Source organism: Pedobacter sp. Leaf250, assembly GCF_920984735.1.
GTDB lineage: Bacteria > Bacteroidota > Bacteroidia > Sphingobacteriales > Sphingobacteriaceae > Pedobacter.
Window position 1 is genome coordinate 105454 of sequence record NZ_CAKLBU010000012.1, and the last position, 14823, is coordinate 120276.

The 14823-nt window shown below is 33.9% G+C and carries 17 protein-coding genes; 14 read left to right on the forward strand and 3 right to left on the reverse strand.

What is annotated here, in order from left to right; translation table 11 throughout:
- Positions 1 to 341: 341 nt before the first annotated feature.
- The 3 genes from LUA91_RS12480 to LUA91_RS12490 form a co-directional block, all read right to left on the reverse strand.
- Positions 342 to 1043 carry an L-ribulose-5-phosphate 4-epimerase gene (locus LUA91_RS12480; RefSeq protein WP_231426386.1) on the reverse strand — a complete coding sequence of 234 codons (702 nt, stop codon included), beginning with the start codon at positions 1041 to 1043 and terminating at the stop codon, positions 342 to 344.
- Positions 1040 to 2740 (reverse strand): ribulokinase, encoded by a 1701-nt coding sequence (locus LUA91_RS12485; RefSeq protein WP_231426387.1) that lies wholly within the window; start codon positions 2738 to 2740, stop codon positions 1040 to 1042. The genes LUA91_RS12480 and LUA91_RS12485 overlap by 4 nt, the downstream gene beginning before the upstream one ends.
- 214 nt (positions 2741 to 2954) lie before the next feature.
- Positions 2955 to 3179 (reverse strand): CDGSH iron-sulfur domain-containing protein, encoded by a 225-nt coding sequence (locus tag LUA91_RS12490; protein ID WP_057931468.1) that lies wholly within the window; start codon positions 3177 to 3179, stop codon positions 2955 to 2957.
- 210 nt (positions 3180 to 3389) lie between these two features.
- On the opposite strand from LUA91_RS12490, the gene LUA91_RS12495 reads away from it, so the two are divergent.
- From LUA91_RS12495 to LUA91_RS12560, 14 genes are all read left to right on the forward strand, one after another.
- Positions 3390 to 3695 carry a hypothetical protein gene (locus LUA91_RS12495; protein ID WP_231426388.1) on the forward strand — a complete coding sequence of 102 codons (306 nt, stop codon included), beginning with the start codon at positions 3390 to 3392 and terminating at the stop codon, positions 3693 to 3695.
- Positions 3696 to 3830: 135 nt separating this feature from the next.
- Complete coding sequence (locus tag LUA91_RS12500) at positions 3831 to 4577, forward strand: hypothetical protein (RefSeq protein WP_231426389.1); 747 nt, start codon at positions 3831 to 3833, stop codon at positions 4575 to 4577.
- Between the two features lie 285 nt (positions 4578 to 4862).
- Positions 4863 to 5573, forward strand: a complete 711-nt coding sequence (locus LUA91_RS12505; RefSeq protein ID WP_231426390.1) for a hypothetical protein — start codon at positions 4863 to 4865, stop codon at positions 5571 to 5573.
- Entirely contained in the window at positions 5570 to 6235 is a 666-nt protein-coding gene (locus LUA91_RS12510; RefSeq protein ID WP_231426391.1) for a hypothetical protein, read from the forward strand. Before LUA91_RS12505 ends, LUA91_RS12510 begins: the two co-directional genes overlap by 4 nt.
- Positions 6236 to 6383: 148 nt before the next feature.
- On the forward strand, positions 6384 to 6746 hold the full coding sequence (locus LUA91_RS12515) for a hypothetical protein (RefSeq protein WP_231426392.1): 363 nt from the start codon (positions 6384 to 6386) through the stop codon (positions 6744 to 6746).
- 2 nt (positions 6747 to 6748) lie between these two features.
- A complete protein-coding gene (locus tag LUA91_RS12520) occupies positions 6749 to 7582 on the forward strand; it encodes a toxin-antitoxin system YwqK family antitoxin (protein ID WP_231426393.1) in 834 nt (277 codons plus the stop codon).
- A 20-nt stretch (positions 7583 to 7602) separates the two neighbouring features.
- Positions 7603 to 8556: a hypothetical protein gene (locus LUA91_RS12525; protein WP_231426394.1), complete on the forward strand. Its 954-nt coding sequence runs from the start codon at positions 7603 to 7605 to the stop codon at positions 8554 to 8556.
- A gap of 52 nt (positions 8557 to 8608) precedes the next feature.
- Positions 8609 to 9376, forward strand: coding sequence for a hypothetical protein (locus LUA91_RS12530; protein ID WP_231426395.1), 768 nt, complete (start codon positions 8609 to 8611; stop codon positions 9374 to 9376).
- A 179-nt stretch (positions 9377 to 9555) separates the two neighbouring features.
- Positions 9556 to 10629 (forward strand): DUF6688 family protein, encoded by a 1074-nt coding sequence (locus LUA91_RS12535; protein ID WP_231426396.1) that lies wholly within the window; start codon positions 9556 to 9558, stop codon positions 10627 to 10629.
- Positions 10630 to 10662: 33 nt separating this feature from the next.
- Positions 10663 to 11415, forward strand: a complete 753-nt coding sequence (locus LUA91_RS12540; protein ID WP_231426397.1) for a hypothetical protein — start codon at positions 10663 to 10665, stop codon at positions 11413 to 11415.
- Between the two features lie 136 nt (positions 11416 to 11551).
- Entirely contained in the window at positions 11552 to 12193 is a 642-nt protein-coding gene (locus tag LUA91_RS12545; protein ID WP_231426398.1) for a hypothetical protein, read from the forward strand.
- Positions 12194 to 12230: 37 nt separating this feature from the next.
- Positions 12231 to 13196, forward strand: a complete 966-nt coding sequence (locus LUA91_RS12550; RefSeq protein WP_231426399.1) for a hypothetical protein — start codon at positions 12231 to 12233, stop codon at positions 13194 to 13196.
- A 1-nt stretch (position 13197) separates the two neighbouring features.
- Positions 13198 to 13647: a hypothetical protein gene (locus tag LUA91_RS12555; protein ID WP_231426400.1), complete on the forward strand. Its 450-nt coding sequence runs from the start codon at positions 13198 to 13200 to the stop codon at positions 13645 to 13647.
- A 104-nt stretch (positions 13648 to 13751) separates the two neighbouring features.
- Complete coding sequence (locus LUA91_RS12560; protein ID WP_231426401.1) at positions 13752 to 14795, forward strand: NAD(P)-dependent alcohol dehydrogenase; 1044 nt, start codon at positions 13752 to 13754, stop codon at positions 14793 to 14795.
- The last annotated feature ends 28 nt before the right edge of the window (positions 14796 to 14823 follow it).

Here is a 14823-nt window from a genome sequence, read left to right on the forward strand (position 1 = left end):
GTTTTATTCTCCCGATGTAATATCGGGATCATGCTCACTTCAATTAGGTTTATTCTATTTTGGTTAACCTTACTATCATAAACCCGACAGGAGCGGAAATACTTTTTGTTATTTTTACTAAACCTCGCAGGTTTTTAAAACCTGCGAGGTTTAAATATCGCAATACACAATGACAAAAAGATTGGAGCAAATGGCGGGACTATCGTAGCCGAAGTACCACTAGATTTGCTTTCCAAATCATTATTCTTTTCTCTTCAATATTTTAACGAACCGTCATTCTGAGCGTGTCGAAGACCTATCATGAAAGTGCATCGACAAGCTCAGCATGACAAAAGTTTTTACTATTTCTGTCCGTAATATGCTCCAGCACCGTGTTTACGCTCGTAATGTTTTTCAATTAACGAATCTTTCAATTTTGGTGCCTGAGGATTAATTTGTTGAGTTAATAAAGCCATTTGTGCTACTGCTTCTAAAACTGCGCTATTGTAAACTGCTTTTTCAGCTGTTTTACCCCAGGTGAAAGGAGCGTGGTTGCCCACTAAAATCATTTCTACTTCTTTATAGCTCAATCCTAAACTATCAAAATGATTCATGATTTGAAAACCAGTTTCATACTCATAATTTCCTTTAATCATGCGATCATCCATAGGCGGAGCGCAAGGAATATCAACCGTTAAATGATCTGCATGCGTTGTACCATAAATTGGAATAGCCTTTTGCGCCTGTGCCCATGCGGTTCCATAGGTAGAGTGCGTATGAACAATTCCCCCAACATCTTCCCAATGCTTATATAAAACCGCATGGGTTTTAGTATCAGATGATGGGCGTAATGTTCCTTCAACAGTATTTCCATCGAAATCCAATATAACCATTTTTTCAGGAGATAAATCTTCGTAGGGAACTCCACTTGGTTTAATGGCAAAAACACCTCTGGTACGGTCAGAGGCACTCACATTCCCGAAGGTAAACAATACCAAACCCAGTTTAGGCAACTGCATATTGGCCAAGTAAGCCTGTTCTTTTATATCTTGATAAATGCTCATGATAAATAAGGTTTTACATCCTTTTTGTTGTAACGCTCCAAATATCTGCCTAAGCCTAAGTATTGCTCATAATGCATGCGATACATCTTTTTCTTTTTAATATTTGGTGTATATTCTTTCTCAAAGCCAGTTCCCATTGCTTCCATAGCAGCCTCGATATTAGGGTAAATTCCTGCAGCAACGGCTGCAAACATTGCTGCGCCTAAAGCGCAAGTATGTTCGAAACGGTGGATTCTGATTGGCATTTCTAGAACATCGGCCATCATTTGCATAATGTAAGATGACTTTTTAGCTACGCCACCAATACCAATAATTCCTTTTACCGGAACGCCTTGTTCTTTAAAACGATCTACAATTGCTTTGGCTCCAAAACAAGTTGCGGCGGCTAAAGCACGGAAAAACCTTGGTGCATCAGTTCCTAAACCTAAGCCTGTAATGGCGCCTTTTAGTTCCTGATTGGCATCTGGAGTTCTTCGGCCGTTTAACCAATCAATGGCCAATTCGGCGTAGTCATCATCATCCAAAGCTTCTGCTTGTTTGCTTAAGTTAGCAATTATTTTGCTTTCCAATTCATCTTTTAAGGCAATAGCTGTAGCTTCATCAATTAAATTAGATTCTGTAAGTAAATGATTTAATGGCCAGCTAATTAAGTTTTTGAACCAAGCGTAAACATCACCAAAGGCAGATTGTCCGGCTTCTAAGCCAGCCATACCCGGAATTACCGATCCATTTACCTGGCCGCATATTCCACTAATGAGTTTGCCGTGCAAATCCTGGTTTGGTGCCACCAAAATATCGCAGGTACTGGTGCCCATTACTTTGCTTAAATAATATGGTTCAATTTGTCCGCCAACTGCACCCATGTGCGCATCGAAGGCACCAACACCAATTACCACATCGGTATTAAGACCTAATTTATTTGCCCATTCATCGCTTAATGTCCCAGCAGAAACATCCGAAGTGTAAGTTTCAACAAAAAGTTTTTCTCTAAAATTTGCCAATAGCGGATCCAGGCTGCTAAAGAAACTTTCTGGTGGTAATCCATCAAACTCCTCAGCCCATAAAGCTTTATGTCCGGCTGCGCAACGACTGCGTTTCATTGTTGCTACATCGTTTCCGCCGGTAAGTAAAAATGGAATCCAATCACAATGTTCTACCCATGATTCTGCACTTTTTTTAATCGAAGAATCGACTCTCAAAATGCGCAATAATTTAGACCAGAACCATTCTGAAGAATAAATTCCACCAACATATTTTAAGTAGTTGACAGGAAATTTTGTAGCATGCTCATTAATTTCAGCAGCTTCCTTAACTGCTGTGTGATCTTTCCAAAGTACAAACATGGCGTTTGGATTCTCTTCAAAACCTGGCGTTAATGCTAGGGGAGTTCCTGAAGCATCAACCGCAACAGGACTCGATCCTGTAGTATCTATCGAAATTCCTTTAACCAGCTGCGCAATTTCCGATCCTCCGGCTTTCGCCAAACAATCTTTAATGGTGTGGATTAAGCCCTCAATATAATCTAAAGGATGTTGTCTGAACTGATTAATGGAAGGCTTACAATATAAACCTTTTTGCCATCTCGGGTATAGAAAAACGGAAGCCGAAATCTCTTTTCCGTTAGCGGTATCTACCAAAACAGAACGAACAGAATCCGTCCCGTAATCCACGCCAATTACATAGTTTGCTGTGCTCATAACAATAAATAATCGTCAAATTAACGTTTATTTATTTAAACTAAAAAATTTTAAATATTTTTTTAATCCACAACTTTTGCAAAATGCTGTTCTAAAGTCATATAAAGCTTAAATTGTGGTTTAATAAAGGAATTTGATAACCTAAATTTAATCTGCTTTTTAAAAACAAAAGCCCTGCAAATTTTGCAAGGCTTTCAATATTGTTTGCTTTAATTTAGACCTTTTTTGGTGGCAAATCAAAAGCGATAGCTTCATGCTCAAAATGGCCATTGTGGGCACCATCGCAAAAGGGTTTGTTTTTTGATAAACCGCAACGGCAAATAGAAAGTACTTCTCTTCCTTGCAAGCCATAAATGTTGCCATTTCTATCTACGATTTCGAAATCACCTTCAATTTTTACCGATCCGTTATTATTGATTGTTAGTTTTGTTTTTGACATAAATGTTTTGTTAGTATGCTGCAAAATTAATGCAAACAGAATTGTTTTACCCTATTAGTTTGCAGTTTAGAATTGTTCCGCTTAGTTAAACGTTACAAACAAATAGTAAATCAAGAAGGACGAATAATTGGAATGCAGTCGCGAATATTAATCAAGAAAAACCAATGAATGAATTTAATATATTTTAGTTATTAGATAGATTGTTTAAAAATGAGTTTAACAGCAGATTTGAAGAAACAATTAATTGCTAGATTATTAGTTGGCATATTAATTTTAGCATTTTTTAGCATTTCAATACTACAAAAAGGTGAAAGTGGAAATAACGGCATGTCTCCCAATTGGCAAAAGATTTTGCCCTTTATACTTTTTTTTATTTGGGAGGCATTTCTGGTTATAGAAGCCTTTTATCATTTTTTAAATCAGCGCAATAGCTATGGATGGGGCAGGATTTATACTATAGCATTACTTGGTTTATTATTTTTTGCAATCATGTACGTTCAACATCAATATTTTTAAGATAATGTGAATGAATTTTCGGAACAATGTTGATTTATTTTGATTGCTATGCAAATTCAAATTTGAATATCGTTAAAAGTAAATGTTGTTGTTTTTTACCTGATTAGATCATTACATTTAACATCATCACTCAATATGAATATAAAACTGGTATTATCAGCGCTGCGAATATTTATTGCTTTTTCGGTTGTGTTGTTTACTTTTTCCTGCAATCAATCTAACCTAACCAATAAAGATTTAAAAGACATCAGTATAATTAAAGCTAAAATAGAAATTCACCAAAGTCTGGAAACGCAAAATAAAAATTATGCGAGGGTAGAGTTATATGATAGCAATAACCATGAAATCAGGAATGATACGGTTAAGATTTTTATCAATGGATCAAAACTTGATTATACTATAAAGAATGAACTTTATTATACAAAAGATTATTTCTACTTAGGCCAAAATGCTAATCCAATAAATAATAAATACAGATTGGAAATAGAATTGCCTAATGGTAAAAGGTTTTTTTTAGCTGAAATAAATGCATTAAAACCTGTAAAAGGGCAAGATGTATTACATCCGAAAAAGGGTAATCTGGATAATGATTTTCTTTTCAGCTGGAAAAATATGGGCGATGTAAATCAATTAATTGTTGAAAAATCGATTAGAACAAAAGACCCCAAAGAGCCAAACATAACAACTTATAACAGCGATTTAGATACTGCTAAAATAAATGGCAGCGGTAGCTTCATTATACCAAAATCTGGTAAAGATGAACAAGTAAGCATCTTGAATTTTATAGCAAACCAAACGGGAACAGTACATCCAAGATTATTAAAAGATAGCAAAATAACGATCACTGGAGAGCTTGAAATAAGATTAGAAAATAGTTTATAACAGTTTAGTGGATATTGGAAGAATAAGATTTTAAATGAACCAGGTAAACATTTGTACAACATCGATATGAAATCATCCAGCTTAAAATAGTATAGCAGAAATAAGGGGAACAGATATTTGATCGATTTGATCCCTAACAAAAGCTATTATTTTATCGATTCAGAGAAAACGATTATTATTCCCGGTGGTTATCAAACATATTAGAAGCAAAATTATTGGCTTACTCAAATGGCAAATTATTACTATGAAGTTATCTTACGAAACACATTTTAAGTTGCTTATCGTATGAGAAATTTAATAATCTTTTTCAGCTTGATTTTTGTCTATGGTTGTCACACTTCGATTAAAAATGAATTACAATCCAATAAAAGTCATGCTAAAATACCTCTGAAGGCATCCGCAAAACCTAAGGAAGAAATTCAGCGAAACACGAGTGATAGCAAAATTTTTAATCAGTGCGATCCAAATTGCATTTGGCAATATTACCATCCTTTTACAGATACCAGTTATGTGTTTGCGGTTCAAAATTGTGGTGAAGATTTTTTTGATAAGGGTAAAACTGCTCGAATTTATTTTGGGATAGATAGGGGCAAAACTGACAAGATAATCTGGGAAGAGGATGTATTCATCAAAATTCAAAATGATTTTATGGAATACAAAGATTTTAATGGAGATGATATTAACGATATACAGATATTTTCCGAAACAGGAGCCAGAGGAGCAAATTCTTTCTATTTTTTATACTTAGTTGATGCTAAAAAAAAACAAGTTATCCGGGTGAAGCATTTTGAGGATATCGTTAATCCCGAATACAATAAAAAACACGATGTAATTTTAGGGTATGGTTTTTCAGCGACAAATCATTATTCTGTTTACAAAATATCTGAAGACAAGAAAGTTTACCAAATTGGTGCAAGTTTTGATGATGATTTTGATGCTAATGAGACTATATTGGATTCCAAAATCACCGAAATTTTAAGTAAAAATAAACAATGAAAAATTTATCAATACTCTTCGCATTCGCTGTGCTAATTGCTTGTAAATCTGATAAGCCAAAAGCACAAAATAGTGAAAACGATACCTCAATAAATAAAGTTGTTGAAACGGCAAAGGATGATTTAACACCATCAAAATATATTCCAGTTATAACCTGGGTCGATGATTTCAAAAACTTTCGGCAAGCAATATATATTAAGGATAAAGCCAAGCTGAAAACTTATTTTAACTTCCCGGTTGTGGCAACAGAGGATTCCAGTCTGTGGTATTTGGTTCAGTTAAATGATAGTGAATGGCAAAAAAGGAAGGCGAAATATGGCAGCAAGGCAGATTCATTTTTTGAAGAAGATTTTGATAAATACTTTGATGCTATTTTTGATGCTGATTTTACTAAAACCATCATGAAAGTTAAAATGGATAAGCTTTTAAGTGATCAGCATGCTGAATCGCCACAATTTACATCGAATGATTACACCTATCAAATGCTTGTTGATTTTTATCTAGAGGAACAAAACGCCCTGTATTTAAATATGAGTTTCGGTAATACCGCAGTTGATGAAAATGGAGAGAAGGTAAGCGAGGGAGAGCACAATAATATCTATATTTTCCAAGTGATAGATGGAAAGAAAATCATTTTTAAAAAGTTTACCGTCGCTGGTTAACTTCATCATAACACATTATGCAAATACTCTAAATTTTAAGAAAAAGCTTTAAGTATTGACGAATAATAAACAAAGCCTTGCAAATAATAATTGTGTGATTTTGGTAAAATGAAAATTTATAGTTTGGTATTTATAATGGTAAATAAATATGAAAATACTAAAATTCCTTTCGCTATTAATCATCGTATCTATTGCTACAGCATGCTCAAATTCGCCTAAAAGTGATGGGGTAGATTATTTCTCTAAATCAGGTATTGAGATTCCAAAATACAGTAATGTCGAAGTAAATAATCATCTAAATGATTTCAAAAACCTTTGGAACGTATTATCTACTGCGGTTAAAAATGATGATAAATCTTATTCTCCTGAACTAAGCATTCAATTTTCTGATTGGACAATAAAAGCGCTTAAAATGGAGGATAGACTTAAAGCCGAGGAGCGAACCAATTATTATGCATTTGTAGAAGAGTTAGCAAAAAAGTGGGATGGAGAGAAAGATAAATTGGATTAAAAATGGGAAAAACAGTCTTACTCTTATTTTTAATGTGTGTAGTTAAACCAATCTACGCACAATTGCCCGAAGAAATAAAATGGAAACATTTGGAGAAAACCTATAACGCCGATAGCAGTCAGCTGGTTCTTTCATTAAATAATAAGCTTCTGCAAGGGCAATATAAAATCCCCTTTGATGAAGGTGGTTTCGCCTTGTATAACATCAAAAAAGGAATGATCAGTGGCGATGCCTTTTGGTATTCTCAAGGTGGAAGAATGGAATGCAAACTTCAATACAAGAATGGCGTTCGAAACGGATTAAAAGAAAATTTTGATAATCAAGGTAAAGTTTGGCTTCGCCAGGAATACAAAAATGGCAAGCTAAATGGTTTGGATGAAATGTTTAGCAGCGATAAACTGGTTTACAAAAGTAACTACAAAAATGGGTTGAAACACGGTTTGCAATATAATTACATGAGTGGCACTTTAATAAGCGAAACCAATTATATTGATGGTTTAAAGAATGGCCTCTCCAAAACCTACAGTCCGAATGGAGAAATTTCTTTGGAGATAAATTATAAAGATGATAAACGGAATGGTATTTACCGCACCTATGCCAATGGCGAACTGATGATGGAGGTGAATTATCTAAACGGGATAGAAGATGGATTATCAACATCATACGCCTTAGGCAAAAAAACGATGGATTTTGAATATGTAAATGGCAAGAGAGAAGGCATCGGACACATGTACAAAGCAGACGGATCGATACTTTTTACACAATACTACATCAATGGCGAAATGGTAAAGAAAGATATTTATGAGAAATATCAGCAAAGCCAAAATAAAAAGTAGTTTAAATTAAAACACTAATTATGAAATTTTATAAAATCTTTTTGGTTCTATCGTTGATTTTAGCCATCAACTTTTCATATGCTCAAAAAGCAAAAATAACATCTATACTAAATTTTACTGGCACAATTAAAAGTTATGCAGTAGAGATGACTTTAGAAATTTCAAAAGATAATGATAGTGTAATGGGCGCTTATTATTATACTAAAAATGGATATGACAGAAAGATTTATTTAAAGGGAGTTCTAAAAAATAATTATCTCAAGTTAACAGAAAACTCGTATAACTTTAAAAAGAAATCGTACGAAGATTCTGGATATTTCAATCTTTCCTATCAAAACAGTGCTCTTAATGGAAGTTGGCAAAAAACAACCGATGCACCAAAGCAAAACATATTGTTGGTAAGTCTTATTCAACGAGAAAATATTTCGATCTTCAATTTGGCTGATTACGATTTTATTTTAAACAGAAAGGCTTATCAATACAAATACACGGAAGATTATGTTAAAGATTATTCACAACTCCTCAATCTTCAAATTCAACAAAAGGGCATTAGTAAGTGGACCATCAAAAGTTTTGATGACACCGCTTTAATGGATGATACCAACATCATATTGGAGGATCTCAACTTTGATGGCTTATTGGATGTAAAAGTTCCGATCAATTATCCAGGAAGAACCAAAGGGGATTTTGGGTTTATATATTTAATTTATGATAAAGCCAGTAACAGTTTCAAACAAAATAAGCAATTGAATGAGATGGAATTTGTTGGGCTTGACGCATCAAAAAAAGAAATTTTAAAATATGATGCTGATGGTAGCGGTAATGAAGGAACCAAGCATTATATATGGCACAATGGTAAATTATTCCTCCGTTTAGAAGTAAGAATATATGAAAACGATGCTTTTACTCATTTCACAGAATACAGAATATTAAATGGAAAAAGTATAGTTGCCAGGAAATACAAAAGAAAGTAAGATGGTAAAAGGGCGATTGCATTTCTTGGCATTTTTATTAATCTTAGTTTCTATGCAATCTTGCATTTCCAGGCTTCGGCGACCGGAAATTACAGGAGTGATTGTAGATTACGATAAAAATCCGATCTCGAATTGCAAGGTTGGTGAGGTTCTAACAGATAAAAACGGAAGATTTAAATTGATGGAAGAACGCTACAACGCTTTTCTACTAACTGAAATTTTTGCTATGGAAGCACCTCCGTTAATGGTTATGGAGCAAATAGAGAAAGATGGCTTTGAGAAGGATGCTATTTCTATGTTTCATAAATGGGGTGGAGGAAGAAAAAAAGGTGCAAAAATCAATCTCGATACAATCTATTTAAAAAAGATAAATCAACCATTTAATGTATCAGCATTGCTAAAAAACAGCAACTGGCAAATGGGCTTTACAAAAAAAGCAGATACATTATACTTGGTTAAAAATGGTTTTGAGGAATGGTGCAAAACGGATAGATGCAATCCATTTTATTCAGAATACAAGGCGCTAACTGATAATTACTTTTATGGCGGTAAAAATCTCCCGGAAGGAATGATTAAAAGATCTTTGGCGATAAAGTTTGATACAGAAAAATTACCGATCAAAATAAATATGATTTGCGAATATAAAAGCACTTTCGAGGGGCCAAACCGTCTGCCAGATACGGTTAATACTAATGGAAGTTACAAAGTTTTAAGTAATGCAGAAATAATAATTGATGCAGGAACGCTGAATGAGCTAACTGGTAAATACAAAGTCACTGATCTTGATTTATTCCAAATGAAGTTAACGAAGACGAAATGAAAAAACCGTTTTGTTATTATGTGCTTCATAAACATCATCATTGCTCAAAGTAAAACTGATGGTTTATATACAAATGCGGATGAACTTGCTCGCCACGAAATATTTATAAAATCGGTTATTTCATTGATGGTATGAACCCAAATGAAAAAAAAAATGAAGCACCGAGAGACAATTAAAATATGACAATCATTTTTATTATTGCGTTATTGATATTTCCATTTATTAGCTGGCAGATTTATAATATAACCAGAAAAAATGTAAGCACTGGCGTTAAAGTTATTGAGTTTCTATTTATAGCGGCCCTTGTAATTTCGGTAGGCCTGTTTTGCTTTGCATGGATTTTTAATAGCGATGATTATTATAAGGCAATTGATATAATTGATGGAGGATATTCGCCATTTTCTTTAAAGCATGTGCCAACACTTGCAGTTTATTTTGTTTTGGCTATGTTTAGCTTGGTTAAATTAAGGTTTCAAGGCCGGGCCATGCCGCCATTAATATTTGTGTTATGTGTAGTTTTTGTAGTGATCGGCTTCCCAATATCCCTCGCCATTATATTGCAGGTTTCAAAAATTAAAGCAGACAATAGTGGTATGGGTATCCTATTTGCATTTCTGCCGTTCAGTTATATGATATCTTCAATTTTTGTTCTATTACATACCACTCTAAATGAAGCTAAATTGGCATCAAACAGAGTTTATCATAATAAAATTTTAAACTATCTGAATCAGAAAATGGCAACTGTAAGTACACAACCTTTGTGGGTTTTATTATTGCTGATACCTGTTTTTATTTTGATTACTGCTATTTTAATGCTTTTCGGTCAGCATGCAAATTCCATAACCAAAGTTTTTACCGAAACCACCACGTGGGCTTTTTCGCAAAAAACACATCCTCCGTTTTTAGATCATAAAGGGCATTACTTGTGTACAGTTGCTGCCTGCGGCGATCCACAAATAGTTAAACCCATTCGCTTGGGTAAAAGGCATGGTTACGAAATAATCGTAAATAGACAGTTAATGGTGGCCAATGCTTTTGAAGATCTCATTCAACAATACACACCTGCTTTACATAAAGTGATCAGAAGTTTCTACGATCAATATGGTTATTCTTTATCAAAAAATATTACTTCAGCCAAAGGCTCAAATTTGATTTATATTTTAATGAAACCATTAGAATATTTTTTCTTAATTGTGCTTTATTTATGCTGCATAGAGCCCGAAGAACGCATTGCTAAACAATACAGTATGTAATTTTTTGAGCCTTCATATTCATAAAAAACCGTTATGCGAAAATTATATCTTTATTTCATTTTTGTGATTTGTTTTGCTGCATGTAAATCAGATAAAAAAGGAATTCAATCAATAACGACTGGTTCTTCTTTTAAAATAGTAGGATTAGATACCTTGTCATCCAATACTGAAAAAACCAAGCCCTCAGTCTCAGTATCAAAAAAGATTTTTACTGATACCATAACTTTTATCGAATATGACGACAATGGCGATTATCCACTTTTATTTGCGAAGAAAGGAAACCAAAGAAAAACCTTTATTTATCAAAAAGAGGGTAAAATTAATTTTTTACGCGATGATGAATTACGCATCCAATGGAAAGCAGATAGTACCTGGATTTCGGGTGAAGGTGAAAAATTAGAGTTAAGGGAATGGATTGTAAAAGCATCGAAAATAAAGGATGGCAGCGTTTCCCGATACAGAAAACAAAACCGAAAACCTATTAAGTATTGGCATGCAACAGATGATAGTTACACCGATACTTTTAAGGATTATCTCTATACCTTGATAGAATATTATTTAGCCAATACCAAAAATAAATTGGTGTTAGCAAACCAAAAAGCTGATGCCAATTTCAGTTACTCCATAGAAGATGGTCAGAAAGAAGGTCGATCCTACACTATTATTGGACTTTCGAGCATTGCTGAAGGCCAATCAAATATTAATGCGTGGCTTTATTTGGATAATGAAACCAGAAAATTTTATGAATATGATTTAGCTCAAGACAAACTATTCGAATTTAAATAATTCGAATGATATTCCAATGAGCCATCCTACAAATAATAAGCTAAAACCAGCAGATATAATATAAACTGTTGCGAATAATTAATTGCCAAATAAGACATTTTAAAGAGCTGTATATTTCTTTCACATTGAAGTAATTATGGAAGATAATAAAACAGTACAAACAGCAGAAAAAATTAAGGCTGCAGCAATGGGTTTTATTGGTGCTGGTATTTTTAGTCAGGGAACCTTATATTTTCGTCCACAATCGAGTTATAATGTTCCACGAATATTGTATCCAGTGTTTGAACTTTTGGGGAATAAAGGTTTAGCTGTTGCAATGATTATATTGGGTTTGCTTTTGCTTTATTTTGGCTTTAGCAAATGGAAAAAGTTTAATGGTAGTCTTAGTGTTTTTAGTTTAATCGGTGGCGTGTCGCTTGCTCTATTTTTCTCCATATTGCTTTTAACAGGAAAGAAACAGCAAAGCACTCAAGAAATATTAAATGCATCAAATCAAGATCGTGAAAAAGCCATTGCTGGTATGCAAGCGATGGATAAACCTGATTTCGGAAATAAAGCAATAGACAATCATTTTGTAATCTTTGAAATTAGCCTGAAGCATTATAAGGAGGCTGTTTTGCGAAAAGATGATACCGCAGTTGAAGCAAGCCAGGCAGCTTTTGCTAAATGGAATGAACGGGCATCGGCATTAATGCTAAAACTACCTACAATTGCAGAAAAACAGCAAATGGCCCTATATGTAGGTAAACTAAATATGAAATGGCAGGAAGTAAAGTAGACCTATGGAGCGGCGATAGTACAGATAATTTTAGTTGATGAATATCTACAGAAAGAATATTTTAATAATTCTATTTTCGGTTAGTGGCTTTATATTAAGTATTGCCTACGGCTATTTCTTTCGAAACTTCATCAATCAGCCTAGCTTTCAAATAAAAGATCAGGAATATAAAATGTTAAGTGAAGGAATTGAATCAGATAAGTACACCATTTCTCTACTATTCAAAAACGGCTCTGCAAGTAATCTTTCAGGGCCTTATTGTTTTCCTGAAATGAAGAAAACTATTTTTGGTAATAATCATGAAGATAAACGTGAAAAAACATTTTATAAAATAGATAGTTTAGGGGATTTAACGGATAGTATTTCATTTTCCAATAATTATAGCACTCATATTTTTGGATCCTATATCCTGCAAGACACAAAATTTTCTAGTTGGATTATTAATGGCGATACCTTAAAGAAAGATTACATCGAAGTGAATCCCAAAGCTGATTGGAACCAGGAGAAAGTTGATCGAGAATTCTCTCGTTTGAATCAAAAGGCAGAAAGTGTTTTTTATTTTCAAGCCGATCGCTTGTGGGGATATGATGATCCTAAAAGAAAAAATCAAATAGATAAAGCAGTATTTTTAATCGGTGGTAAATGGTATGCGCTTTATGGAACGAACCTTTATGTTAATTTAGACGATCTTCCAACTGATCAATTAAACAACCTGGTGCCAAATAACAGTCGGTTTGATAAACCAAACAATATTGTTTATGTAGCAGACTTTCAGAAAACCAACAGGATTAAAAAGAATAGGTGGGATGGTTTCGCTTACCTTAACTTATTTTACAAAACTGATACTATAAAAATAAAATTAAAGCTAACCCAAAATGAAACACTTAAACAGGGTGAAAGTAAGTATGCTTGGTACAATGTAGAATATTACAAACCAAATGGTTTACCATACGCATTTATAGTTCAGGATAATGTTTATTATATAATTAAAAGTAGAAAATAGATTGAGAATTAAATTATCATTTTTAAAGGCTTTTTTAATTTCACTGGTAACTACTATCGGGTTGTTGATTTATGTATTTGCAAATCCGGAATTAAACAGCGGCTATGCAGGTTTATTTTTCTTAAGCATTAGCCCGGCAGTATTAATAGGAATTATTGGATATTGCTACCTTATAAAACTATTGGATAAACTAAATATTCTTGCACCCCATTTCATTTTTAGGTATTTGGTACCTTTTTCGGTAATATCATTAGCCATTTGGATTGCGATAAATTGCGGTGATGATCCTTACATTGAGGCTTATCAACAAGATAATTTTCAAGATTATATTACTTATTTTTTTGATTTTGCACTATCTGTTTTATTGCCATTAGCAATAACTTTAGCCGCCATTACAGCAATGCTGCATATCGGGAATGATGAAACAATGAACGATCAAAACCAACAATAGTTGTGGAATATTTGATCTTATCAATTTATTACTTTAATAATATAATTTTTGTTTAACAATTAGCCATTATTTTTGTTCAAGTATAATTAACTAAAATTTATAAAATGATTGCAACAAAAGGATATGCGGCACAAAACCCAGGTACAGACTTAGCACCTTGGGATTTTGAACGCCGCGAAGTTGGACCACATGATGTTCAATTCGAAATATTATTCTGTGGCGTTTGCCACTCAGATTTACACCAAATTAAAAATGACTGGTTTCCAGGTATTTTTCCGATGGTTCCAGGGCATGAAATTGTGGGACGTGTTATTAAAGTGGGCGATCATGTAAAGAAATTTAAAGTAGGCGACTTGGCTGGTACGGGCTGTATGGTAGATTCTTGTCAGGTTTGCGAAAACTGCAAGCAGGATTTGGAACAATACTGTTTAGAAGGAAATACTCAAACCTATAACGGCTTAGAAAGAGATGGCAAAACGCCAACTTATGGTGGTTATTCTAACTCGATAGTAGTTAGAGAAGAGTTTGTTTTGCATGTTTCTGACAAATTAAATTTAGCTGCGGTTGCGCCATTATTATGTGCGGGCATTACCACTTATTCTCCATTAAGACATTGGAAAGTAGGTAAAGGACATAAACTTGCGGTGCTTGGACTTGGTGGTTTAGGGCATATGGCCGTTAAATTTGGAGTGGCTTTTGGCGCTGAAGTTACTGTTTTAAGTACATCTCCAAAAAAAGAGGAAGATGCTAAAAAACTTGGTGCGCACCATTTTGTAGTAACTACTGACCGCGAACAGGTTAAAGCTGCCAAAGGAACTTTCGATTTTATTCTGGATACGGTATCAGCAGAACATGATTTTAATATGTATCTATCATTGTTGAGAACAAACGGAGTACATATTTGCGTTGGTGTTCCGCCGAAACCTGCTGAAATTGCTGCTTTTAGTTTATTAGGTGGTAGAAAAAGCCTTGCAGGCTCAGGAATTGGCGGTATTGCTGAAACTCAAGAAATGTTAGATTTCTGTGCAGAAAACAATATCGTTTCAGATATCGAAATGATTGATATGAAAGATATTCATAACGCTTACGAGCGCATGGAAAAAGGGGATGTTCGTTATCGTTTTGTAATTGATATGGCTACTTTGTAAGAGAAGTATGCCGTAATTTAAATGCCCA

What these genes read in the sequence shown, in the direction of transcription:
- LUA91_RS12525 (WP_231426394.1), top strand. Translation starts at nt 7,603, where the DNA reads ATGAAATTTTATAAAATCTTTTTGGTTCTATCGTTGATTTTAGCCATC.
- LUA91_RS12515 (WP_231426392.1), top strand. Translation starts at nt 6,384, where the DNA reads ATGAAAATACTAAAATTCCTTTCGCTATTAATCATCGTATCTATTGCT.
- LUA91_RS12495 (WP_231426388.1), top strand. Translation starts at nt 3,390, where the DNA reads ATGAGTTTAACAGCAGATTTGAAGAAACAATTAATTGCTAGATTATTA.
- LUA91_RS12535 (WP_231426396.1), top strand. Translation starts at nt 9,556, where the DNA reads ATGACAATCATTTTTATTATTGCGTTATTGATATTTCCATTTATTAGC.
- LUA91_RS12510 (WP_231426391.1), top strand. Translation starts at nt 5,570, where the DNA reads ATGAAAAATTTATCAATACTCTTCGCATTCGCTGTGCTAATTGCTTGT.
- LUA91_RS12490 (WP_057931468.1), bottom strand. Translation starts at nt 3,179, where the DNA reads ATGTCAAAAACAAAACTAACAATCAATAATAACGGATCGGTAAAAATT.
- LUA91_RS12500 (WP_231426389.1), top strand. Translation starts at nt 3,831, where the DNA reads ATGAATATAAAACTGGTATTATCAGCGCTGCGAATATTTATTGCTTTT.
- LUA91_RS12540 (WP_231426397.1), top strand. Translation starts at nt 10,663, where the DNA reads ATGCGAAAATTATATCTTTATTTCATTTTTGTGATTTGTTTTGCTGCA.
- LUA91_RS12520 (WP_231426393.1), top strand. Translation starts at nt 6,749, where the DNA reads ATGGGAAAAACAGTCTTACTCTTATTTTTAATGTGTGTAGTTAAACCA.
- LUA91_RS12560 (WP_231426401.1), top strand. Translation starts at nt 13,752, where the DNA reads ATGATTGCAACAAAAGGATATGCGGCACAAAACCCAGGTACAGACTTA.
- LUA91_RS12505 (WP_231426390.1), top strand. Translation starts at nt 4,863, where the DNA reads ATGAGAAATTTAATAATCTTTTTCAGCTTGATTTTTGTCTATGGTTGT.
- LUA91_RS12545 (WP_231426398.1), top strand. Translation starts at nt 11,552, where the DNA reads ATGGAAGATAATAAAACAGTACAAACAGCAGAAAAAATTAAGGCTGCA.
- LUA91_RS12550 (WP_231426399.1), top strand. Translation starts at nt 12,231, where the DNA reads ATGAATATCTACAGAAAGAATATTTTAATAATTCTATTTTCGGTTAGT.
- LUA91_RS12530 (WP_231426395.1), top strand. Translation starts at nt 8,609, where the DNA reads ATGCAATCTTGCATTTCCAGGCTTCGGCGACCGGAAATTACAGGAGTG.
- LUA91_RS12480 (WP_231426386.1), bottom strand. Translation starts at nt 1,043, where the DNA reads ATGAGCATTTATCAAGATATAAAAGAACAGGCTTACTTGGCCAATATG.
- LUA91_RS12485 (WP_231426387.1), bottom strand. Translation starts at nt 2,740, where the DNA reads ATGAGCACAGCAAACTATGTAATTGGCGTGGATTACGGGACGGATTCT.